22 protein-coding genes and 1 riboswitch are annotated in these 23,436 nt (G+C 48.7%); of the genes, 6 read left to right on the top strand and 16 right to left on the bottom strand.

Going from position 1 to position 23,436, the window contains the following annotated elements:
- Positions 1-11 precede the first annotated feature (11 nt).
- Positions 12-1,304 carry a methyl-accepting chemotaxis protein gene (locus OLMES_RS22075; RefSeq protein ID WP_087463240.1) on the top strand — a complete coding sequence of 431 codons (1,293 nt, stop codon included), beginning with the start codon at positions 12-14 and terminating at the stop codon, positions 1,302-1,304.
- Positions 1,305-1,366: 62 nt separating this feature from the next.
- Here OLMES_RS22075 and atzF read toward each other — a convergent pair whose 3' ends face one another.
- The 11 genes from atzF to OLMES_RS28110 all read right to left on the bottom strand — a co-directional run bounded on the left by atzF (position 1,367) and on the right by OLMES_RS28110 (position 13,491).
- Positions 1,367-3,184, bottom strand: coding sequence for an allophanate hydrolase (atzF, locus tag OLMES_RS22070; protein ID WP_232465174.1), 1,818 nt, complete (start codon positions 3,182-3,184; stop codon positions 1,367-1,369).
- Between the two features lie 19 nt (positions 3,185-3,203).
- Positions 3,204-6,830 (bottom strand): urea carboxylase, encoded by a 3,627-nt coding sequence (gene uca / locus OLMES_RS22065; protein WP_087463239.1) that lies wholly within the window; start codon positions 6,828-6,830, stop codon positions 3,204-3,206.
- 102 nt (positions 6,831-6,932) lie between these two features.
- The gene (locus OLMES_RS22060) at positions 6,933-7,571 is read right to left on the bottom strand and encodes an urea amidolyase associated protein UAAP2 (RefSeq protein WP_087463238.1); all 639 of its coding nucleotides are present in this window, start codon (positions 7,569-7,571) and stop codon (positions 6,933-6,935) included.
- A complete protein-coding gene (locus tag OLMES_RS22055) occupies positions 7,568-8,332 on the bottom strand; it encodes an urea amidolyase associated protein UAAP1 (protein WP_087463237.1) in 765 nt (254 codons plus the stop codon). Before OLMES_RS22055 ends, OLMES_RS22060 begins: the two co-directional genes overlap by 4 nt.
- Before the next feature lie 30 nt (positions 8,333-8,362).
- Positions 8,363-9,184, bottom strand: a complete 822-nt coding sequence (locus tag OLMES_RS22050; protein ID WP_087463236.1) for an ABC transporter ATP-binding protein — start codon at positions 9,182-9,184, stop codon at positions 8,363-8,365.
- 55 nt (positions 9,185-9,239) lie between these two features.
- A complete protein-coding gene (locus OLMES_RS22045) occupies positions 9,240-10,055 on the bottom strand; it encodes an ABC transporter permease (RefSeq protein ID WP_087463235.1) in 816 nt (271 codons plus the stop codon).
- Positions 10,056-10,102: 47 nt separating this feature from the next.
- Entirely contained in the window at positions 10,103-11,152 is a 1,050-nt protein-coding gene (locus OLMES_RS22040) for a putative urea ABC transporter substrate-binding protein (RefSeq protein ID WP_087463234.1), read from the bottom strand.
- A 63-nt stretch (positions 11,153-11,215) separates the two neighbouring features.
- A riboswitch (guanidine-I (ykkC/yxkD leader) is annotated at positions 11,216-11,355 on the bottom strand.
- A 454-nt stretch (positions 11,356-11,809) separates the two neighbouring features.
- Positions 11,810-12,223, bottom strand: a complete 414-nt coding sequence (locus OLMES_RS22035; protein ID WP_087463233.1) for a VOC family protein — start codon at positions 12,221-12,223, stop codon at positions 11,810-11,812.
- Positions 12,224-12,714: 491 nt separating this feature from the next.
- Positions 12,715-12,924, bottom strand: a complete 210-nt coding sequence (locus OLMES_RS22030; RefSeq protein ID WP_087463232.1) for a hypothetical protein — start codon at positions 12,922-12,924, stop codon at positions 12,715-12,717.
- Complete coding sequence (locus OLMES_RS29075) at positions 12,924-13,328, bottom strand: type II toxin-antitoxin system YafO family toxin (RefSeq protein WP_087463231.1); 405 nt, start codon at positions 13,326-13,328, stop codon at positions 12,924-12,926. The genes OLMES_RS22030 and OLMES_RS29075 overlap by 1 nt, the downstream gene beginning before the upstream one ends.
- Positions 13,318-13,491, bottom strand: a complete 174-nt coding sequence (locus tag OLMES_RS28110; protein WP_157678452.1) for a hypothetical protein — start codon at positions 13,489-13,491, stop codon at positions 13,318-13,320. Before OLMES_RS28110 ends, OLMES_RS29075 begins: the two co-directional genes overlap by 11 nt.
- A 365-nt stretch (positions 13,492-13,856) precedes the next feature.
- Between OLMES_RS28110 and OLMES_RS22020 the strand changes: the two genes are divergently transcribed.
- Positions 13,857-14,072: an AbrB/MazE/SpoVT family DNA-binding domain-containing protein gene (locus tag OLMES_RS22020; RefSeq protein WP_087463230.1), complete on the top strand. Its 216-nt coding sequence runs from the start codon at positions 13,857-13,859 to the stop codon at positions 14,070-14,072.
- A 53-nt stretch (positions 14,073-14,125) separates the two neighbouring features.
- Here OLMES_RS22020 and OLMES_RS22015 read toward each other — a convergent pair whose 3' ends face one another.
- The 3 genes from OLMES_RS22015 to OLMES_RS22005 form a co-directional block, all read right to left on the bottom strand.
- Positions 14,126-15,781 carry an IS200/IS605 family accessory protein TnpB-related protein gene (locus OLMES_RS22015; protein WP_087463229.1) on the bottom strand — a complete coding sequence of 552 codons (1,656 nt, stop codon included), beginning with the start codon at positions 15,779-15,781 and terminating at the stop codon, positions 14,126-14,128.
- Positions 15,781-16,377, bottom strand: a complete 597-nt coding sequence (locus tag OLMES_RS22010; protein ID WP_087464614.1) for an IS607 family transposase — start codon at positions 16,375-16,377, stop codon at positions 15,781-15,783. The genes OLMES_RS22015 and OLMES_RS22010 overlap by 1 nt, the downstream gene beginning before the upstream one ends.
- A gap of 140 nt (positions 16,378-16,517) precedes the next feature.
- Positions 16,518-17,339: an AraC family transcriptional regulator gene (locus OLMES_RS22005; RefSeq protein ID WP_087463228.1), complete on the bottom strand. Its 822-nt coding sequence runs from the start codon at positions 17,337-17,339 to the stop codon at positions 16,518-16,520.
- Between the two features lie 150 nt (positions 17,340-17,489).
- On the opposite strand from OLMES_RS22005, the gene OLMES_RS22000 reads away from it, so the two are divergent.
- Complete coding sequence (locus OLMES_RS22000) at positions 17,490-18,047, top strand: carboxymuconolactone decarboxylase family protein (protein ID WP_087463227.1); 558 nt, start codon at positions 17,490-17,492, stop codon at positions 18,045-18,047.
- A 109-nt stretch (positions 18,048-18,156) separates the two neighbouring features.
- Here OLMES_RS22000 and OLMES_RS21995 read toward each other — a convergent pair whose 3' ends face one another.
- Positions 18,157-19,101: a LysR family transcriptional regulator gene (locus tag OLMES_RS21995; RefSeq protein ID WP_087463226.1), complete on the bottom strand. Its 945-nt coding sequence runs from the start codon at positions 19,099-19,101 to the stop codon at positions 18,157-18,159.
- A 119-nt stretch (positions 19,102-19,220) separates the two neighbouring features.
- Between OLMES_RS21995 and OLMES_RS21990 the strand changes: the two genes are divergently transcribed.
- Together OLMES_RS21990 and OLMES_RS21985 are read left to right on the top strand one after the other, a co-directional pair.
- Positions 19,221-19,940, top strand: coding sequence for a DJ-1/PfpI family protein (locus OLMES_RS21990; RefSeq protein ID WP_232465173.1), 720 nt, complete (start codon positions 19,221-19,223; stop codon positions 19,938-19,940).
- Between the two features lie 91 nt (positions 19,941-20,031).
- Positions 20,032-21,486, top strand: a complete 1,455-nt coding sequence (locus tag OLMES_RS21985; protein ID WP_087464612.1) for a malate:quinone oxidoreductase — start codon at positions 20,032-20,034, stop codon at positions 21,484-21,486.
- A 355-nt stretch (positions 21,487-21,841) separates the two neighbouring features.
- Here the strand turns inward: OLMES_RS21985 and OLMES_RS21980 are convergent, their stop codons facing one another.
- The gene (locus OLMES_RS21980) at positions 21,842-22,570 is read right to left on the bottom strand and encodes an SDR family oxidoreductase (protein ID WP_087463225.1); all 729 of its coding nucleotides are present in this window, start codon (positions 22,568-22,570) and stop codon (positions 21,842-21,844) included.
- Positions 22,571-22,840: 270 nt separating this feature from the next.
- On the opposite strand from OLMES_RS21980, the gene OLMES_RS21975 reads away from it, so the two are divergent.
- Positions 22,841-23,431, top strand: a complete 591-nt coding sequence (locus OLMES_RS21975) for a 2-hydroxychromene-2-carboxylate isomerase (RefSeq protein ID WP_087463224.1) — start codon at positions 22,841-22,843, stop codon at positions 23,429-23,431.
- Positions 23,432-23,436: the final 5 nt, after the last annotated feature.

Raw genomic sequence — 23,436 nt, 5'->3', positions numbered from 1 at the left:
GCTGCAGCAATATGAGTCTCGGTAAAACTAAACGTAACCGTAAAATTTGGGTTGGAGTGGTACTGGTTGGCTTGATTACAATGGAAGTTTCGTTCACCCGAGCATTGGATTTAAGCCCACTTGAGAGTTTGCTCATCACTATTAAAACGTTGCTCATAGCGGGCAGCGTTGTTTATTTTATGAAGAAGTGGTTTGACCAAGCGATGCTAAGTGCGCTACGGCCAATCAGGGAGGATATGTTCGATCAGGAAGCGCAAAAAACCCATTTGAATGTGCGCTTGCCTGAGCAGCAGGAGAAAGGCCTGCAACAGTTGGTTAAGACCCTGAATGATTGTATTACGCACCTGGACGCCTCGTTAATCGAAATTGGCGGTTCAGCAGCTCGATTATTGCCCATGTCGGATGAGCTGTCCGAAACCTATTTCAATATGACCCAGAAAGCCACACTTCAAGCAACGTTCGGTGAACAGGTTGCGGACCGGGTATCGAGGATGTATTCGGCCAGTAAGCAGGTTCTGGAGCAAGTCGAAAATATTATCGCAGTAGAAACCCGCTCGGAGCATGTGGTGTCTGAGTGTCAGGAATCGGCGGAAGGGTTTACGACGACCATGGATCTGCTGATGCAACAAATGAATGAGGCATCGGAAGTTCTGGGGTATTTGAAAACCAGCAGTGCCCGGATTGGTTCGATTGTTGATGTCATCAACGACATTGCAGACCAGACTAATTTATTGGCATTGAATGCCGCCATTGAAGCGGCACGAGCAGGTGAATCCGGTCGAGGGTTTGCCGTGGTTGCGGATGAAGTCCGCTCCCTGGCAAAACGCTCTCAGGAATCAACGCAACAAATCAGAGAGATGATATCGGCGATTCAAAATGCTTCAGCAGGGATTACAACCAGTATTCAAACCAGTAACGAACGAACCCGGGAAGCGGTTGAAGAAACCCACAAGTTCCGAGATCAGCTGAGTGCAATTGTTGATTCTGTGCAGGATATCAGCTCAGCTGCGAAAGCAATTCAATTGGCCGCAAAATCCCAGGGAGAATTGAATGAAGAGGTTAACCTTTCAATGCGTGCCTTGGGCCAACTTAACTCCGACGCACTGAGTAACTCGCAGCTCCATACCGTGAAATCGGATGATCTTAAAAAACTGGGTCACAAGTTACAAGAATTGATGAGTCGTTTTGAATGTTCCAAAAATGTCTGGAATACCCAGCGACGGGCGAAACAGCGCGGTGCAGAATCAGAGATGGGAGGGCAAGCTTCGGAGTCTCGAAGTGCAGGTGAGATCGATTTATTTTAAGTTAATCTGTTTTTGAGTCGTTGTCTTACCTGCACGTCTGTTTGAGATTTGTCAGTGACTTACTAACCCATAGTGCTCAACCAACGTCGCCAGCCACCATATCGAGTAATATTCTGGGCACCAACTGTGCCACTGTCCTCGCAAATAAACCCCGGTAAAATTTGGCCATCCGAAAGTTCTACCTTGCCAATACCCAATGGCGTGGGTATGCCTGCGACGAAGCTGCCAAAATTCTCCTGAGGCATGCGCCATACTTCGACTTCAATTGCACTGCCATGTTCAGAGTTTCGAACCATCGCAGGTCTTTTGCCATCAGGTAAAACAAACAACTCATAACAAGGTGCGCTTTGAGTACGCAGCACCAGTGTTGCCTGCCGCTCGGTGAGTTGCCAGTTTAGAGGCTGACCGGCCAGATGAGCGCCACACACAACGACATCAATGGTTTTTGCGCTGGGCGCAGGAAACGGTGACGTCTCATCGTTTTCGGGCACGTTATGCCGGGTATTGCCCTGATGAGTAACCAGGTGTCGATGTAGCTGCCTGCCATAAGAAAGCAATTGAATCTCAGTGTGTTCGAAGCTGAACAATGTGACACCCCAGGGTACCGTTGCGCCGTTAAATCCTGCTGGAATGGCAACAGCCGCGTAGTCGAGCAGATTCATAAAGTTTGTGTAGGTTCCGAGTGTTGAATTGAGCTTTATCGGGTCGTCATTAATCTGTGCACGGGTGTATGTAGTCGGAAGCGTGGGTGTTAATACAAAATCCACGTTACGTATCAAGGCATCACAGGTACGTTTGAGGGCCGCTAATGTGTATTGCGCGGTAAAGCAATCGGTGGCTTTAAAATTGTCTGCCTGTCCGATTATTTCCCGAATAGCCGGGAGCATCGCGGACTGATGTACCTTTGCTGTCGCCAGCGCCCGCTCTGCTACCCACGGACCTTGATAGAGAAGCTGAGCTGCTTGCAGAAAAGGTGAAAAGTCGATTTTCACAGCTGTTCCGCCTTGTTCCTGCAGGCGCTCCATAGCGGCTATAAAAAGCGCCCGGGTTTCATCATCATTCTGAAAATCCAGGTTTTCGGGTACTGCGAATGTGAAGCCGGACTCGTTTTTAGCGGGGTAGTAACGTGCTCGGTTCAGGTGCGAGTTGAGCCGGGAAAACGGATCCTGCGGGTCGAATTGGGCGACAATATCAAGTAGGGTTGCGGCATCATCACAATTTAACGTGAAGAGGCTTACACAATCCAGACTGCGGCAGGCTGGCACCACACCCCGAGTGCTGATCAGGCCTTTACCGGGTTTCAGGCCAACCAGGTTATTCAGTGCTGCGGGGACGCGCCCGGAACCCGCTGTATCGGTACCCAGCGCAAAGCTGACTTGACCAAGGGCGGTGGCAATGGCTGATCCGGCGCTGCTACCACCTGAAATGTATTCGGGGTTAAAGCTGTTTTTTGCCTCACCATAGGGAGAGCGTGTGCCGACCAATCCGGTAGCGAATTGGTCGAGGTTTGTTTTTCCGAGCGGAATGGCCCCGGCATCGATTAGCCGTTGTACAACGGGGGCATTTTCGTCGGGGGTATAGCTGAAATCCGGACAAGCTGCTGTGGTTGGTACACCCGCAAGATCAATATTGTCTTTGATGGCGAAAGGTACCCCGTATAATGGCAGGTCTGCAGCTGACTTTCCTTCCAGGGCGTTGATATAGGTTTGCAATGTTTCCTGATCCAGAACCGTGATCCAGGCATTGAATTCAGATTGAACCAGTGCCTGTTCACGTAGTCGCGGGATCAGTGCTTGTGGTGTTAAACCGTTACGGTAGGCTGCACGCAAAGCCTGAATCGAAAGATTTTCGGTATTGTCAGTATTCATATGATGTGTCATGTGGAGCTCCCTAAACGAATTATGCTTTCATCCAGACTACAGTTTGACCCGCTGTGACGGGTTGCCCCGGTTCTTTCAATACTTTCTCAATTGTTCCGTCAGTGTTGGCGTACACCTCAATTTCCATTTTCATGGATTCCAGAACCAGTATCGTGTCGCCTGCTGTGACCTGTTGCCCCGGATTGACTTTTATTTGCCAGACGCTACCGGATATCGGACTTTCGATTCCGGTAACGTCTACCGGGAGCGTCTCGGTGTCTGAGCTGGCTTCATGGGTATCCTGTTCGAAGGTTAACTGGCCCTGTTCGCGCCATTGGCGTAACTCTTCGTTGAAGGCTTGTTCCCGTTGTTGCTGGAATGTTTCAATGGCTGCCTGCTGTTGCTTAAGTTCGTCCTGATAGGTTTTCAGATTAAAGGTGGTTTGCTCAATCTTCAGAGGGTATTGCCCCAGAGGAAAATCCTGGCGTATTTGTTTTAATTCATCGGCGCTAACTTCATAGAACCGGATCTGATCAAAGAATCGCAAGAGCCAGGGCACTTCGAATTCGTCGGTTTTTTTGTAGCGATTCCACATTTGCAACGTTCGACCGACAAACTGATAGCCGCCGGGCCCCTCCATGCCATAGATACAAAGGTAGGCGCCCCCGATTCCTACAGAGTTTTCTGCGGTCCAGGTGCGGGCCGGATTGTATTTTGTTGTGACCAGGCGGTGTCTCGGATCAAGCGGGGTGGCGACAGGCGCTCCCAGATACACATCGCCCAAGCCCATGACAAGGTAGCTCGCACTGAACACAATCTTTTTTACTGCAGCCAGATCTGGCAGGCCATTAATTCTGCGGATAAATTCAAGATTACTCGGACACCAGGGTGCATTCGGGCGCACGGACTGGGTGTATTTTTCAATCGCGATCCGGCAGGCTTCATCATCCCAGCTTAACGGGATATGTACGATCCGTGCCGGAACAGACATATCGGTATGGTCTTGAAGTTGTTCCAGCGCTTGATCGATCTTTGCGATGACCTTGTTCAGAGGCAGTACCTGGCTATCGTAGTGAATCTGGAGAGATCGGATACCAGGGGTCAGTTCCCTGATTCCGGGTGTCGGGTTTGTTTCCAGCCATCGCATTAAAGCGTGAATTTTAAAGCGAATGGCAATATCCAGTTCCAATGGCCCGAGTTCAACCAGCAGAAAGTGGTCACCTGCGAGACGGCACGTAACGGTATCCTCTCCGAGTCGGGTCTGGTGGATAACCGGCGAGGGCAGGTGTTCGATTGCAGTGGTTTCCGGTAGCGGGCAATCGGGCAACGGCTGCAGATTTTCCAGCGCTTTTGTTTGTTCTGCTTCCAACGAAACGGCCTGATCGTAACTGATCGGAACAAAGCGAACCTTGGCCCCGGCCTTGAGTTGTCCCAGTTTCCAGAGATCCGCTTGAATCACTGTCGCGGGGCATACAAAGCCACCCAGGGATGGGCCGTCCGGGCCGAGTATAACGGGCATGTCACCGGTAAAATCGACGGTACCGAACGCATAGGCATTATCATGGATATTGGATGGGTGTAAACCGGCTTCTCCTCCGGTTTCGCGCGCCCATTCAGGTTTAGGGCCAATCAGGCGAATACCGGTTCGGCTGCTGTTGTAGTGAACCTGCCACTCATGATCAAAGAAGGTTTTGATATCGTTGTCGGTGAAAAAATCCGGTGCGCCGTGGGGGCCGTAAATAACCCGAAGCGCCCAGCTGTCGTGAATCTCGGGAATGCAGGTGTTTACTTGGGACGTTGTTGGGTTGAGAACGGGGTACGGATCGATTGCCTGTCGGGGTGTGGACTCATTCAAGCGCAGGACATCCCCCGCCCGGAGCGCTCGCCCGGCATGCCCGCCAAATTGACCCAGTGTAAATGTCGCTTTGGAACCCAGGTAGTCGGGACAATAAAATCCATCGTGGACTGCGAGGTAAGTTCGTGCACCAGCCCCGACGACTTTACCCAACATCAGTGTCTGTCCGGCATGAACGGTAACAACGTGATTCATGGCGATATCTTCACCATTCAGTTTAGCCTCAATTGTGGCACCGGTTAAGACGATACGGGTTGGGCTATCGAAACGCAGAGTGGGGCCATTCAGGGTGATTTCCATTCCCGCGGCGGAATTTGGATTATTGAGTAAACGATTCGCAAGTCGAAAGCTCACACTGTCCATCGGGCCTGAGGGTGGAATACCAATATGCCAGAAACCGGTTCGACCCGGAAAGTCCTGAATTGTGGTTTGTGTCCCGCTACTCAGTACATGAATTCTCGGACTGTGGAATGTCATTTCTCCCAGCGACCGGGTTAACAACTGCCCCGATTGGCAAACCGCACTGTTCAGGATATTACCAACGTAGTTTAGATTGGTTTCCACGCCATAGAGTTTAATATCGGTCAGCACCGCTTTCAACGAAGATAGCGCACGGGTACGGTCTTCGCGTAACGTAATCACTTTCGCCAGCATCGGGTCAAACAGGGCAGTCACTTCAAGCCCGGGTTGTAGCCAATGGTCAATGCGCACATCCGCTACTTCAGGCCAGTCGGCTTCGGTTAAAAGGCCTGCACTGGGTTGAAAGTCGAGACATGGATCCTCGGCATAGACTCTCACTTGTATCGCATGGCCTTTTGGCATGAGGTTGCGCTTGCGGTCTTCGAGTGATTCCATCTCATTGGCAGCCAGACGAATCATCCAGTCCACCAAATCAACACCCCAGACCATTTCCGTAACCCCATGTTCGACTTGCAGACGGGTGTTAACCTCCAGGAAGTAGAATGAACCGGTTTCTGCATCCAGTATGAATTCAACAGTACCGGCATTTCGATAGTTGACAGAGGCCATTAGCCGTTCGGCGGTCTGATGCAAATCGGAACGTAGCGCGTCAGAGAGTCCGGGGGCCGGGGTTTCTTCGATCACTTTCTGGTTTCGGCGTTGTGCAGAGCAGTCCCGTTCACCTAATGAGATTACCGAGCCCTGACCATCACCGATGATTTGTACTTCGATATGCCGAGCCTGTCGAATGTATTTTTCGAGGAAAACACCGTCATTGGCAAAATAGTTGGCGCTTAGTCGTCTGACACTTTCCCAGGCCTGAATTAAGTCCTGCTCAGATTCGCAAACCTGCATGCCGATTCCGCCACCGCCAGCGGTGCTTTTCAACATAACGGGGTAATGGACTTCGCTGGCCCAGGCAATCGCGCTTTCAAGATCCGTGAGTAAAGGGGAGCCGGGTACCAGCGGCACTTGGGCTTCATCTGCGATACGTCGGGCCTCATGTTTCAAGCCAAACATGGCTATCTGATCTGCTGTAGGGCCGATAAAGGAGATCTTTGCCGCTTCACAGCGTGCAACGAAGTCAGTATTTTCGCTCAGGAATCCATAGCCGGGATGGATCGCTTCTGCCCCGGCTTCGATGGCGATCCGGATAATCCTGTCAATATCCAGATACGTTTCGGATACCGTGCCCGCTCCCAAACAGACTGCTTCATCGGCTTGTTGAACGTGCAGAGATTGGGCGTCGGCATCATGGTAAACCGCAACACTGCGGATTCCCATGGCTTTCAAGGTCCGGATAATCCGTGTGGCAATCGCGCCGCGATTGGCGATCAAAACCTTCTCAAACATGTCTGTTGCTACCATTATCGTGCGGGTCGTCCCGCGATTAGCGATGCCGTCTCAGGTCGTCCTGAGGCGTCAACAGGTCATCGGAGTATGAAACCCATGACCCTAGTCCCAGATCAGCACTTCAATCGGGGTCGGGTTGTAACCATTGCAGGGGTTATTGAGTTGCGGGCAGTTCGAAATCAGCATGATGGTGTCCATCAGTGCTTTGAGTTCAACGTATTTTCCCGGCGCGGAAATGCCGTCTTCAAACGTCAGCTTGCCCTCTGGTGTCACCGGGACGTTCATGAAAAAGTTAATGTTGTGGGTGATATCGGCTTTGCCGAGGCCAAATTCTTCGTGCTCCTGAATCGCGAGCATCCAGCTGTCACGACAGGCATGCATACCGCGTTTTTCGAGATCGTAGCGTACCGTATTGGATTCACTGGCGCAGGCACCGCCTACGGTGTCGTGGCGCCCGCAGGTATCGGCAACGATTTCGAGCAGATCATTGTTCTCGTTCGTTTTTAATATGCTTCCGGCGGTAAGGTACAGATTGCCCTGTTCCCGAATGGTGTCTGTTGCGCTGTAGCGCTCGCCAGGATCATTCGCAGAGTAGAACAGGGTATCCGCCGCCTGATTACCTTCGAGATCAACCAGACGAACCGTTTGACCTTGTTTGATTATTTGTATGTAGTAATCTCCGGCAGGGACAATGTCTCGCTGAATTGCTGTGCTGCAAGCGCGGGGGCTTTCTTTAATCATGGCATGCTCCGATACAGGGTCTGTAAACCAAAGTGGTACAAGCTATTGTTCTCGAACCCCCGCTGATTTTCCTGGCAGTAATTGAGGCAGGGGTCATCCGCCGCCATGGGTTGGCTTTGCATCAGTTCCAGCTGTACTGATGTTCTCGGGTAATGACCTGCTTCGCTCAAAGGGTGAGGGCAGGTATGCAATACCACCAATGTGTCCATTTCAAATCGCAGGGTAACCCTGTCGTCCTTTTTCGAATGGCGTTTGAGTGCAAGCTGTCCATCATCGGACGCCCCCACCTCGCTAAACCAGTTGAGATTGGCTGCCATGTCCCGACGGGTTAGATTGTATTTAGCGAGTTCGACCAGAAAGCTGTCGTAACCATTCTGGTGCCAGTCATTCCGGTCCTGCTGATAGTTTCGTGCCCCCCAGCGTGCCTGGATGTGACTCGAATGGCTGTTGCCACAGACAGTGTCGTGCCAGCCGAACGTGTCTTCGATGATGGAACAAAAAATCCGTCCCATATCAGAGTACAGACAATGCCCCCGGGTCAGCTTGAAGGTGTGCTGGCACTTCAGGGTATCCGGCGCATTATATTTTTCGCTTAGTTGGGTTGGATTGTACAAGAGCATACCGACATTTGAGCCGCCACTCAGGTCGGTCAGCGTCATCTGTATGTCTCGTCTGACGAGCAGTGACCAGTGTTGGCCGCTGTTTAGCGTCGTTTGGTAGCGGCACTCTGCCGCATTCGGATTAATGACATCAAGCGTCATGATCTCTCTCCAGAATCGGGGACATGGTGATCAGCAGACCCCAAGTTGTTGTCTTGAATGTTCCAGGGTTTGATCGATACTCTGGTAGCTGGTCTGGTCAACTTTTCCGACGGGCAAGTCGAATGTGATCGTACTGCCAAAGCGTTCCGGGGCATGGGGATCCAGTCGAACCTTGTCGAACACCCAGAGCCGTGTACCGAGATAAAAACCTTCGTTCAGGTCATGGGTCACCATAAATACGGTGAGTTTGTGTTGTTGCCAGAGTTCCAGCACCATTTTGTGCATATCTTTACGGATACCCGGATCAAGGGCGCCAAAGGGTTCATCCAGCAATAAGACTCGGGGGTGTTTGATCAGCGCCTGAGCGATTGCCAGACGTTGTTGCATTCCGCCGGAAAGTTCATGGGGATATTTATGTCGGGCGGCACTCAGGCCAACGGTCTCCAGCCATTGATCCGCTTCTTCGAGTAACAACTTCCGTTTTTTTCCGAAGACGCGGCCCAGAATTCGGTTTTCGACGAACTCTTTGCCGATCACGACATTCTCGCGCACACTCAAATGGGGGAATACTGAATATTTCTGAAAGACGATACCCCGATCCGGACCGGGTTCGTTGCTAATGGGTTTGCCATCCAGTAATAATTCGCCGGTGGACACGGTTTCGGTACCCAGTAGCAGTTTCAAAAACGTACTTTTACCGCAGCCGGAGGTGCCGACCAGTGTGACGAATTCGCCCTCATTGACTTTGGCATTGAGTTTTTCGAGGACAATGTGGTCGTCATAGGACTTACCGAGATGGTTAAGCTCAATCAACGTCCTGTTGCTCGTGGTTGTAGGGCTATTTGTGCTCATAGTCTGAGGCTCTCTATTACTATTTAGCTGTGTAGTACTATATAGCTGTGTAGTACTATTTAGCTGCGTGATACCACGGGAAAAACTGCCGGCTGGTCTTGATGAGTATCCAGTCCAATATGAAGGCCAGGAAGGTTATCCAGACGACATAGGGCAGGATGACATCCATCGAAAGGTAGCGGCGTACCAGGAAGATGCGATACCCCAGGCCGTCGGTTGCCGCGATGGCTTCGGCTGCTATCAAAAATAACCATGCGGCACCCAGGCTCAGGCGCACACTGTCAATGAGTCGGGGCATGACCTGGGGCAGCAGTACCCGTAAAATGATTTGTCCGGAGTGCGCGCCCAGCGTTTGTGCTTTCACCAGTTGTTCGGAGGGAAGTTCCCGGGTGCGCTGATAGAGGTCACGGATCAAAAATGGCGCGACACCAATCACGATCAACGCCACTTTAGAAACCTCCCCCAGCCCGAACACAATAAAAAGTATGGGTAAAATTGCCATGGGGGGGATGAGTGATATCGCGGTCACTAACGGGTTAAGCGGTGCGCCGAGCAGGGGTATCGCGCCCGTGAGTAAACCGACCAGCAGGCCAATCGCCGCGGCAATGCCAATCCCGATCAACAAACGTTGCATACTGCTCAGGGTGTCTTGCCAGAACAAATATTCACCGCTTCTTTTACTGGGGGTCAATGCCATGCGATCCATCGCCTCATGTATTTCTGAAAAGCTTGGTAGTAACTTATCCCGCTCATTCTCGGCTTTTCGGACATCCGATCCCCACTGATATAACGCGAGGAGCAGAATAAAAGGGATCACACCCAGAATGATTTTAAAGGGCCTGCTCGGATGTTCATTGATCAATCTTTTCATGACGATTGCCTCTGTTTTCCACTGGCGGTTTGCATGGGTCTATATGCTTACAGCTTGCCTTCTGCAGCCATTTTCATGTAGCTGGAGTCAAAGCGCAGCTGGATGTTGCCTGCATCGCCGTAAATGCCCGAGGGTGTTTCAATGCCGATAAAACCTGCGTCTGGAGCACCATCGCCCAGTAACCCGTGTTTAAAGGAAAATTCAGCGACGTATTGCATGGTCTTTTTCAATTCAGGGCTGTCGACAAAAGAAACGGCATCGGTAGGGGAGTAGAACATCTTGGTGGATGCCAGTTGGGCTTCGTATCCCTTCAGATCGGTTCCGGAGGCTTTGCCCATATGCTCACGAACTGCTTTTTCCTGGCTCATTTTGGCCATGATTTCATACCATGCGCCGACGAGTGCCTTGCCGAATTTTGGATTGTCCTTCAGGGTTTGGGTGTTTACGACCAGCGTATCAATTATTTCGCCTGGAATTTGCGCGCTATCAAACACTTTCTGGCTGTTGGGCATGCTCAGAATTTCGCTAACAAGGGGGTTCCAGGTGGTGACAGCGGTTACATCATTGGTGGTGTATGCCGCAACCATATCGGCATCTGAGGTATTCACGACACTGATGTCCTGTTCCGAGAGGCCCACGGATTGCAGTCCTCGGGCGAGCAGGTAGTGGGAGACACTGAGTTCGACCAGGTTGACGTTTTGTCCTTTGATATCCGCGAGAGTTGATTTGTTTTTCAGAATAACGGCATCATTGCCATTGGAAAAGTCACCTACAATCAATGCCGTAGAGTCCACACCTCCAGCGGAAGGGATTGTCAGTGCATCCATATTGGTCATGGTGCAGCCATCAAAACCACCTGCTGTATACTGATTGATGGATTCGATATAGTCGTTGATTTGCACGACATCAATGTTGATCCCGTACTTCTTGGCCCATTTGTCCACAATGCCGGATGTAGCACCATATTCCCAGGGCATCCAGCCTACGTAGATAGACCAGCATATTTTGAAATCGGTTTTTGCTGAGATTGCTTGCGCATTGCTCAAAAAGGCGATTGCAAAAGTGGTGATGAAAAGACGTGAAAAGAGGCGTTTCATGGGCTTCTCCCAAGTGGTTAGTCGATTACGCAGCGAGGCATTCCTGGCATTACTGCCATTTAATCCTCCCGGGCTTTTATCCCGCCGTGTAACCTTCCGTTCTGAATTGGGTGGTGCCCAAGTGCAGAAATGTCACTTGAAAGGTCGATAGCTCTCGGACCTGTCGCCAGTTGTAACCGGCCGGAACCCTAGCCATCTATTGCAAATTGTTCAGGTGTTGATGATCTACCGTCCGGCGCAATGTGCTGATTTCCAGGTTTCGCGAGACGTTGGATCACCCTTCATATTGGCGTTTTGCCAAGAATGTCCTGCAAGGTATTCCAGAGCAAAGGAAGTGCCAAGCTTGAATGCTAGTCGTCAATTTAGCCTTGGGTAAATACTCATAAAGGGGTAAGTCGTTGTAAGTCAGCGAAAATATATTTTTCGAAAGAACTCCGCGATTTTACTTCTCGGTCAGATAGCGTTGCTTCGACCAATGTGGCGAAGGTGATCAATGTTGTTCGTCGGTGGTGCGCTTTGTGGCGTTTATGTGTTCTTTTGGTGCGGGCTGGAGGTCGAAAGCGTGTTATAAATCGACAGTACTTCCCGTATCACAAGCGCTTCAGATTCATGAAGCGCTTTTCGGGCAATCTGTATGCACGAATCTAATGTTGAGTATCAGGGCGTAACAATAAACTCAACTCTTAAGCCACCTGGAATTGTGCACATCATGTGCACCGCTCCTGAGCCACCCAGTGCTTCCGGAGCGAATTCAACTGCAATCTCCGGTAATGTTGAAAAGGTTTGGTAGAGTTCATCCAGCTTGGCTTTACTCTCAACCTTTAACGCAAAATGATGCAGCCCGACAACATTTTTACGATCAAATGGGTTGGGCGTTTCGCATTGGGCTTGCCAAAGCGTCAGCATAATTGTGCCATCACTGACGAAAATTGCAGGATAATCCGGCTTTTCACCGACGATCATGAAGCCCAGCTGATCAACAAAAAATGCTGCCGTAATAGCTACATCGGGTACGGTTAGACCCAGGTGATGCAGGCCTTTTGTGAACTTCTGATCGGTATTATTTTCCATTTTTAACGGTGACTCCTACGTTGAGAATTATGTGATTGTATTAGGCCCCAGCATACTGATTTGGTTCCTGAAAAAGTGAATGACTTTATTCGTGGGCCTGTTGAAAAGCAGACGGGCTGATGCCCATTCGTTGAGCAAAAACCCGTGTCTAATTTATGCCATTTTACGGTAGTGAGTTCATGTGCCAATATTTAGAATAAGCGGTTATTATTCCAAGAGATTGACGCTGACTACCATACTTGTCTTTCCTGCCACTGGGGGATATCTGAATACCAAGAATCTATGCACGATTTATGAGGATAGGCCGGATATTTGTAGAATTAGTGTGCAGTTAGAATAGAACTATAAGCAGATTTATACTTGGGCGGAGTTTGAAGAATTGAATGTGCAAGCTTGTGGATTATTAATTTCGAATACAAGTGATGGATAGACTAATCTGACAGACACGGTAGTCAACAGGTAACTGTCAGATCAAGTCTGAGTTAGTATGTCTAATTGTCCCAAGGATAGGGCAGTTCTTTGATGATTTTATCCAGCTTGATATGAGCTACTATGTTCTCGCCTTCATTGCTCAGAGACCAACCTCTGTTAGGCTCCCAATAAGAACAAGCACATGTACCGATACCGTTGTTGTACTCAACCGCGACGATATAAAAACCTTCTTCAGTAGGTGCAGATTTTACCCATTCAATATTCATCATTAGTAAATGCTCCTGAATCTAAGTGCCTCTTCAGCATACTGATTGAGTATGTCATGTCGTTCATCCATAAATGAGTGTGCATCCTGCCAAATTATTGTTAACGCCAGGTAATAGTCCGCGTGTCTGAAACCGGGACAATAAAACAAGCATGAATCACTTGTTCGGCTGTACTTGTCCCTCAAGTATAGTTTCTTAAGTTTGAACTCTTGCTTGTTCAATAGGTGAACGTGGTGAATATCTTCTTCGAAAGCTGATCGTGGGCGGTATGTGATTGCATCTCGACCGAACATTGTCCCTGGATTGTTCGTTTCCTTGTACTCTTTGAATGCTTGAATAACATGTTTAACAGCGGGGATGTGTTTCTTTTCTAATAGGTCAGCTCCATAAAATATCTTAACCGACATACTCCTGAAATCCTCCTTGACCACGATTTTTGACCGTCTTCCGTGCTTCAGTCATCGCTTTCTTTAACTCTTCCATTTCATTAACAGTTAAGCCTTCCGGCCCGCTTCCTTTCTGTTCTTGCTTTTTTGCAGGATGATCTTTTACTTCGTCGAAAGCGCTCATCTTGAAATCTCCTTTAAACAACCAAGGTAATGATATCAGCAAAATCTATCTTGCACATCTGGGCAAACCCATTGGGTTTGATATCACATAGACATGAATGCAACATCGCAGGCACACTATCAAAAATTCAATTACTTCAAATTGATAGTAACAGCCCAATCATTATTTCTTCAAGCCAGTTTACAAACTACCAGAAAAACCTGATTTTAACGCGAAGCAGCATGACCCCAAAGCCTTGGAGGACGTAGAGTTTCACCTTAGTGCGACCTGTTTTATGATTCAATCAGGTTAGAATGCTAAAAATATGTGTAGTTCACAGCTCCCCGTATTACCATATTTCTAAACCGTAATACTAAGAGGTAGTTATGAGCAGCGTCACGGTCAAAGGGCAAACCACAATTCCCAAGGAAATACGAGATTTTCTTCAAATAACACCAGGCAAAACCAATGTAGAGTTTGTAATCGTGGGTGATAAGGTCGAGTTGGTCAATAAAGATCAATGCAACCCGTTTGCTGCCGTTCGAGGTATAACAAAGGGTCGGTTGACAGCAGGTGAAATTTTGGAGTTAACTCGTGGCTAAAACCGTTTTCATAAACCTGCTTAAACCTACTCAAGGTTTAAACGAGCCTATCCCTACAGCGCAGGGTGCGCGGAAAGCAGGGTTACGCTTTCCTGAATCAAGTCGGGACTCATGCCCGGTCTACCATCAAGGCGAGCCTCGACGGAGTAACTAACCCGATTCACACGACGAAAGTGACGCCAGCCACTCAGAAAATCTAATGATTTTTCGAGTGGTTGGTACCAACGCTGAAGTTTGTTGTAATACTGATAATCCCCGAGCGCCATCCTTACAGGCGGATGCTCGGTCTTAACGGTACCCTTCGCGTTAATACCAATGAGTTGTTTTGGCGGCTTTTCTTTAAAGCCATAATGCCGACGACCAATCACTAACGCGGCCGCGTGGTGATCTGAAAAACCGTGTCGATCGCGATACTTCATCCGCCCCAGTAATGAGGTATAAGCCGGATTGACGTGATAAAGGCGTATGCCGCGTTTAATGCTTTGCGTTTCAATCAAGTCCTTGATCTTACCGTAAGCAAAGGCATTCAACATGCGGGCATACTGAGGATGATCCTGCTTTTGGTATTGCCGTTTCTTTTGCTGAAAATCCAGCTTTTCGATCACCACCGCTTTACCTTGCTGTGCGGCAAAGTCCATCAGGTCTCGTACGGCATCCCCAATAATAGCCGCTCGTTGAGCATCATTCTTATAGTGCAAAGGTAAGTCAAACGTTCGGTGTTGCAGTGGGTTACCGTTCCGATCCAGCTCGACGACCGCTAAGTGATCCGGGTTGACATCCACACCAATGACACCTTGATCAGCATCGATCCACTCTGCTTGCGCTGTTGGTCCTGCCACTTCCACGCTAACGAGTAACCGCCAACCTTTTTTGTCTCGCTTAAATCGAAAACTCAGGGGTTGCCCTTTGATTGATTTATCGAGTTTTTTAACCTGATTCTGCCAGACGGCTTGGGCAATAGCCGCCTTACCATGCTTGAATTTCAGGCAATCAATGTTAATGGTCGTGCCGAACGTAGCGCGTAATTGATGGGGTACCAGGAGTTTTAGCTGGTAAGCATCATCTTGCTCACTGGGCGATAGCTGGGCATTTTGACAGCCCCAGGATTCATCATGAGAACCCACTAATAGAAATTCACGGTGTCGCGCTTCGTGCCAGCGACATTGCCAATCCCTGATCCCTTCATTGGATTTTAGTGTTTGTCGCTCTTTCAGCAGCTTTCGACCGCCGAAACAAATGGGGGTTTTATTTTCCTGTTTTTCGGCCACCAAGGCGGCCTGCTTTCGCTGCCAACGACGCAGTTTCACTTCCTTCTGTCGTAGTGTGTTGCGAAGTTTTTTGGCCTGTTGCGGGCAGCCTTTCTCTGCAACATGATCACAGCGCTTCTCTAGTTTGTTGAGCGTTTTCTCCAGCTGTTTGATTTTAACTTCCAGCGTCACCAGCCGGTTGTTTCGATTGGTTTGGTAAGACTGGATTAAACTTTTAATGCTTTGCCGGACGCCTTGAAACACCCGATAGCTGAACGGCATCCCCATTTCATGCATAAACTGGGTACGACTCAATTGCTGGGCTTTAGGCTTTTGTAAGTTAGCAAACCAACGAAACTTCACTTGATTCCACAGCTCGGCATAGTGGCACAATGCCGCATCCTGCTCATGAATCAAATTAAGCCGGGTTTCAAAGGTGAGTGTTTTCGTTGGCGTATCCACTAGGCGACGGCTCGTTGATTTTTACGACTACGTGAACCATGCAATCGCGCACTGAAGACCGTCATTAACGCTAACACATCATGGCAAAGTTGCTGTTCAAAGTTTTCTTCAACTTCCTCAAGAATGACAACCTCCGTACCGTAAAACTGGCAAAGCGCAAATAACAATTCAGCCCCAAATCGGAGTAAGCGATCTTTATGAACGATAACCAGTCGTTTTACCTTACGCTGACAAATCAACTTAATTAATCGCTTTAATCCCCGTTTTTTATAGTTTAATCCTGAGCCAAGATCATCAATGGTTTCGACAGCTTCATAGCCAGCCTCTCTGGCATGTTTTTGCAAGCGAGCAATTTGCGTTTGCAAATCTTTTTTCTGATCATGAGAAGAGACGCGTGCATAACAGATTGTTCTGCGTTGCTCATTAGCAGTCGACTGACCGCAAAAGGCTAAAAGTTTATCAAGCGCGTAACGACGATGGCCACCCGGCGTACGGAAATCTGAGAAAAATCGTGATTCTTTTTCCCAGCAACGAAGGGTGGAAACGGCCACACCCAGCAGAAAAGCGGCAGCGCCTATCGATAGAAATTCAGCCATAATCATCACCTCCATCCATGAGAAAACAATACTGTACAAGCTACTGTATATGAGTAGGTTTAGTCAAGTATTTCGTTAACTGTTAAAGCCCCTCCCTAGGCTTCTGAATGTCCATCTGACTCCTGAAAAAGTGATTGACTTTATTCGTGGGCCTGTTGAAAAGCAGACGGGCTGATGCCCATTCGTTGAGCAAAAACCCGTGTGAATGCTGCAGCACTTTGATAGCCCACTTTGGGGGCGGTCGCTTTGATGGATTGCCCCCTTTTTAACAGGCTTTGTGCAATGCTGAGCCGCCAGGAGGTCAGATAGTCCAGTGGTGTGCAGTCCAGCGTGGTGCGAAAATGTTTGGCAAAGCTGGCTCTGGACATGCCGGCTTCATCCGCTAGGGTTTCCAGTGACCAGTTTCGGTCCGGGTACTTGTGTATGGCATTGAGTGAAAGTGCCAGCTTGGGGTGAGCCAATCCGGCAATTACGCCACTTTGATAGTTTTCAGTGTTGATTAAATATCGAACTAAGAGGATCAAAACGTATTCCATTAACCGGTCCAGCGCGACTTTTCGTCCACAAAGATCATTAAATGCTTCAGCGAACAGAAGTTCCATCGCGTTCTGTAGAGAGGGCGCTTCCGAAATTGGAATCTCAAGGTATTCCGGCAACATGTTACTCAAAGGGTGTCCCACGCTGCCGCCCAGGTTGATCGTTGCGCAGACCAGATCTGGCGGTGCAGATTCATCCACGTCGAACCGGTGCCAGCATGGGCGAGGATAGAACAAAATGCTGGGTTCGCTGACAGCAATCGCCGTTCGCTCACCATTACGAACCGTAATTTCCCCCCTGCGCAGCAAATGCAGATATCCCCACCCCTTTCCGGACTGGTAATCGGTGTTATGGCAGAGTGTTCCCGCATGGAACACTTCTGCGCGAGGAGAAAAATAGCTGAAAAGAGGGCCAAGTTTATCCAACGCGAGACTCCTGGTCGATCTATAAATTGATCATCTAATTTGGATAAAATAGACGATCTGCAAATTAAATAAGACTAAATGATTTAAATCGTATCGTATCCTTGTTTTCGTTCCATGACAAAACGAACTTAATCTTCAAGGAGAAAATCGATGTCCAATGTAAATAACGCTACGAGAATCAAACCTGTCGCCACAGCTCAGGCACCTGAAGTCGTGCAATCGACATTGAGTGCGGTAAAAGCAAAACTGGGTATGGTGCCAAACATGTTTGCGACAATGGCGCATTCACCAGAGCTGCTACACGCCTATTTGACCTTTTCGGAGACCCTTGGTTCCGGTCAATTGACTGCGGCTGAGCGTGAATTAATTGCACTGACAGTAGGACAAGAGAATCGTTGCGGATATTGTCTCTCTGCCCACACGGTATTGGGTAAGCAAGCCGGGTTGTCGGCTGATGACATTCAGCAAGCGCGTAATGTGACCCACGAAAATTCACGAAATCAAGCCATTGTTACACTGGCACATAAAATTCTGGTGCAAAAAGGTGTGCTGACAGATGCTGATCTGGCTGACGCTGCGGAAGCCGGAATTGATACCCGTCTCACGTTCGAGATATTGGGAAATGTTGTACTGAACATACTGACGAATTACACCAACCACATTGCGGACACCGAGATCGATTTTCCGGAAGTGAGTGTTGATGCTTAACAATTGACATTCAGGTTTACGGTATTTGCTCCTGATGCTGAGCAAATACCGTGCAATGCATAAAGGTCAATATGTGCCTGCTGTCCTTAAATCACCTGCCTAAGGATAGTTATACAGGATAGCGCTGTTCCGCCCAGGTCGAATAGGCCGTCTCGCCCTGGGATTGGATTGTATTTTCAAGAAACTCGACAAACAGGCGTATGCGCAGCGGTAAAAATGTTCGTTTCACGTAAATTGCCCAGACTCCAAATCCTTTAGCTCTGAAGGCAGGACCTACGGGAACAATTTTGCCCGCGTCAAGCCAATCTCGGGCAATAAAGTGGGGGAGTTGTGTGAGCCCCAGACCCTGGCTGCAGAGTTCAGCCAAGGTTTCACCATCATCGACAATGAATTGTTGGCCCGGATCCAGATTCTCTTGACCATCGGGCTCGGAATGATTGGCAACCATGATTGGCATTAGTCGTCCGGTCTGTGCAAATCGAAATCTTATCCATGGGAAGTGGTTGAATTCCTCCGGGTTAACAATACGGCTACTTTTTAGCAGCCTGGGGCTGGCGCAAATCAAGAAGTCGATTGGGCTCAGTTGTCGTGCAATCAGTGACGACGGTGCCAGTGTCCCGCTGCGAATGCAGATATCTGTGCCGGTGGCGATCATATCTACATATGCATCATCAAATCGAATATCCAGTGTAATATTCGGGTATTGCGCATTAAACGCCGATAAAAGCGGAACCACATAACGTCTGCCGTAGGATACCGGCAGGTTGATCTTCAAGTGACCGGAGGCGTCTTCGTTGCGTTGATTCAGGTTGGTTTCGCATTGTTCGAGATCGTCTACCAAACGTCTTACTGTGTGCAGATAAGCTTCTCCGGCTTTCGTGAGTATCAATTGCCGAGTTGTTCGATGAAAAAGATGGCAACCTAAATCATTTTCCAGGCGACCGATTGCCTTGCTCAAGGTGGAGGGTGAAAAACCTAATTCTGCAGCCGCTTTCGAAAAGGAGCCTGTATCAACTACTTTGATGAAGAGTCTAAGCAGGTGGAGTTTGTCCATTGGTGAAATTGGTTCACATCAGATGTTAATGTTGTGATATTTAATCACAAATACCCCCTCGATAGAATGTCACTCGCTCGTAAATATCCGAAATCGATCATCTCAGAGGGGATCTTAATATGTCTTTTAATACTGTTGTTGATATCAGTCAGTCTGGAGATGTTGCGCGCAAGAGCGCAACTCTGGTCATGCTTACTCGAATTATGTTTGTTCTATCTCTTTGCTTATCCTGTTCCATTGCTTGGTCGGCTGACAAACGCATTGGAATTATCGTATTTGATGGCGTACTTACTTCCGACATTACCGCACCCATTGAAGTTTTTGGTATTGCCAGCCGGAAAAGCTGGTTCTCGGACTATGAAACCATCACGATTAATGTCGGCAGTCAGGATACGATTACCACGGAAGAAGGATTGCAATTAAAGGTGGACAGCCATTTAAACAATAAACCAGAGGTGGATATTCTCTTGGTGCCGAGCAGTTACTCGATGGAACCGTTACTCAAGAATAAAGCGCTAATCGAATATGTACAGTCTACCGCAGCCTCTGCTGATTGGTTGGCAAGTAATTGTTCCGGCGCATTCGTATTGGCGGAAGCCGGTATTTTGAATGGCAAAAAGGCGACCACGTGGGCCGGTGGTGAGTCTGAACTACAGGATCAGTATCCCGAGGTGAACGTTCAATTCGATCAAAATTATGTGATCGACGGTAATATTATTACCTCCAATGGCAGTGTCGTGAGCTATGAGGCTGCATTGGCGCTGCTGGAAAGAATTGCATCCAAAAGTCGTGCGGACGAAGTTCGGGAAACGCTGCAAATGGCACGTGTTTGGAAGTAACTAATCTGCGTTGGTGGTTTCCGCATTTACCGGTTTCGCATACACTGATCACAATGCATTTCATAAACTCGGGAAACTTGGAGAAACTACCATGAAGGTTGTCGTTGTCGGCGCGGGTGTAATGGGGGTAACGTTTGCCACTATTGCCAAAGCGCTCGCACCAGATCTGGATATCAGCATAATCGAACGATTGCCCAAGGCTGCCGGCAGTAACAGCAGCGTTTTTAACAATGCGGGAACTGGCCACGAGGCAAATTGTGAGCTGAATTACACCCCGGTAGATGAGGAGATCATCTCGGTCGAAAAAGCGTTAAAAATTCATGCCCAGTTTAATGTTGCCAAACAGTTCTGGGCCTATCTTGTTCAACAGGGAATCATAAAAGATCCTGCTACGTTCATTCATCAGACTAAACACTGTACCTTGGTTTCGCAAAGCAGTATCAATGAACTTCGACTTCGTTTCAAAGAGATGTCCGCCCATCATTTTTTTGATCACATGCACTACTCGGAGGACTTCGAAGAGATCAAGCGCTGGATTCCGCTGACCATGGAAAACAGGCCCGCATCTGAGCAAATGGCCGCGACCATGATCGAGTCGGGTACGGATGTGAATTTCGAATCTGTCACAGAGCAGATGGCGGATTATCTGGTCGAACAAGCCGGTGTGGATATTCATTACCGAACCCACGTTCGTCATGTGCATCGCAGTCCATCCGGGGGGTGGTGGCTGGAGACCCAGTCAGAGGGACAGGCCAAACGATACAAAGCGGATATCCTGTTTGTGGGTGCCGGTGGTGGGGCTTTCCCATTGTTAAAGCGGAGTCATTTGCCGTTTCGGAGCCGGTTTGCCGGGTTCCCGGTGGGCGGGCGTTTTCTGCTGACCCCGATTGATGAGGATATGGCCAAGCACTACGGTGCAAAAACTTATGGTAAAGCCAAAGTGGGTGCGCCGCCAATGTCCGTGCCGCACCTGGATCTCCGGGCGGCTAATGGTCAGCACTATTTGTTGTTCGGGCCCTTTGCCACGTTTATGCCGATTCTGGAAAAAAATCGTGGCATGTTCGAATATATCCGCTCAATGCGACTCCACGATATTCCCAACCTGATGAACGTTGCGGTTGAGCATTTCCCTCTTGTGAAATATCTGCTAACGGAAACCTTTAAGGGCAAGAACAGTATGCTCAGTGAGCTTGAATCCTTCGCTCCGGGTTTGAGTACAAAATTTGACTGGCAGGTGATTCAAGCGGGTCAGCGGGTACAAATTATTAAAGATGGCGATTTGCAGATGGGAACTGAAATTGTCGTTTCGGAAGATTTGAGTTACGGTACTCTGTTGGGGGCATCACCGGGTGCATCTGTGTCTCCTGAAGTCATGTTGCGTTGCCTCGAAAAGATGATGCCGGGTTTATTTGAAACCGAAGCGGCACAACAGGTGATGAATGAGATGTTTCCTGTTTCGAGTTTAGACCAGCTAATGAACGATGCCGAATGTTATCGAACGGTTCGAGACAATGTAAATCAAAAGCTGGGGATTAAGATGTCATAGCGTGTTCCACTCAATACGCCCCGGGTTCGAAATTCAGGTTATGTGATGCTGCGTTTGCCATTGGAATTGCAAGATCTGTTTTCGCAAGGCTCATGGATCATTTCCCCATGCATGCGAAGGCGGTACTGAGCCAGCTGTCGGACATGCATGATGGCCTGATCTATCGCTCGAACTTTGGCGAGTGACAGCGTGGACCCGGAGGACTGGCAAAAATTTACCCGGCCCATGGATTGGCAAAGGCCGGGAGAACACGCATCCGGTAATGAAGTGCAGCTTAGTTTTTGATAACCGAACCTAGCTTTTGATAACCGAAGCGCGCAGGTTTTGCGTCTCCGGGCTGAATACCGGTCCACATCTACCAGCGTTCGACCCATGGTCTGATATCGAGTTCAAAAGTCCAGGCATTTCGCGGTTGTTCATGAAGCATGACATATTGCTCGGCAAGATCGGCGGGATTAACCAGACCATCTGTTTTTTTCAGCTGTTCATAATTAGGATGGTTTTCTGATATCCATTGTGTATCGACTGCGGCATCAATAATCACATGGGCGACATGGATATTTTTCGGGCCAAGCTCCCGCGCGAGGCTTTGCGCAAATCCTCTCAAGGCATGTTTTGCACTGGCAAATGCGCCAAATATTGCCCCGCCGCGTATGCTTGCCGTTGCACCTGTGAATAAAATCGTACCGCGATTACGGCTGACCATCCTCCGCGCGGCCTCTCGACCTACGAGAAAGCCGGAGAAACACGCCATTTCCCATATTTTCGAGAACTTGCGGGAACTCGTATCAAAAACGCTCATTGGAACATTGGCGCCAACATTGAAGACCACCACCTCTAAAAGCCCAACTTCACGCTCGATCGTATCGAACAAGTTTTCGACCTGCTCTTCTTTTCGAGCATCCACCGCGTAGCCGTAGGCTTTTAACCCTTCGTCTGTCAGGGATTTGGTAAACGCGTTAACCGACTCTTCAGATCTTCGTGCCAGACATACGCTGAATCCCTTCAAGGCAAAGGCTTTAGCGATTGCACCACCGATAGCATCACCTGCGCCAACGATCAAGGCTACTTTGTTTTCCTTCATGTTTTGACCTCTTTCACTGTGAAACGAGTTAAAGAATACGGATTCAAAGTATCGGAAAACAACGCATCTGGATATTTGGCATTTATTAATATCCAATAAGTTTTTCTTATTTAATTTTATTTAAGTGCCGTAAAGCGGCTAGCATGCTGGGGCTGTATTCTTTTTAAATAACTAAAACTTAATTTCTGATTATTAAATCTGTTTTTAAAAGTCGCTGCTTATTTCGTAGTCTTTTGTCTTTTCGATGAAATATGAAGCTTGGAGAAATAAATGAAAAAAGTGCTGAACTTTTACTTTGATTTTGGCAGCCCCACCGCATACCTGGCCCATACACAATTGCAACGGTTTGCCGAGACCTACGATCTTGAGGTCGTATACGAACCCATGTTGCTTGGTGCGTTGCTCAAAGCGAACAATAACCTGCCGCCTGCTGCCGTCCCGGCAAAAGGCCGGTACATGTTAAAGTATGATCTGCCTCGATTCGTGAAGCGCTATCAGGTACCGTTTAAAATGAATCCGCATTTTCCGATAAACACGTTGCACTTGATGCGAGGTTGTTTTGCGGCTGAAGAAATGGGTTGCTTCAAGCAATATGTGGAGCTTATGTTTCGGGCAATGTGGGTTGATGCCCTGAATATGGGAGATTTGGAACAAGTTGAGAGCGTGATGCAGGGCGCCGGTCTTGATAGCGGCACGTTGTTAGCCCTTTGCGAGCGTGAAGAGATCAAGAATAAACTGAAATCCCATACCAATAATGCGATAGAGAAAGGTGTATTTGGCGCGCCCACTTTTTATCTGGGGGAAGAGATGTTTTTCGGACAGGATCGTCTGGATTTTATCGAGGCTGCATTGCAAGATTAGTCTGC

Source organism: Oleiphilus messinensis (assembly GCF_002162375.1).
Classification (GTDB): Bacteria; Pseudomonadota; Gammaproteobacteria; order Pseudomonadales; family Oleiphilaceae; genus Oleiphilus; species Oleiphilus messinensis.
Note: the sequence above shows the minus strand (reverse complement) of the source record. Positions and strands in the feature narration are given on the sequence as shown.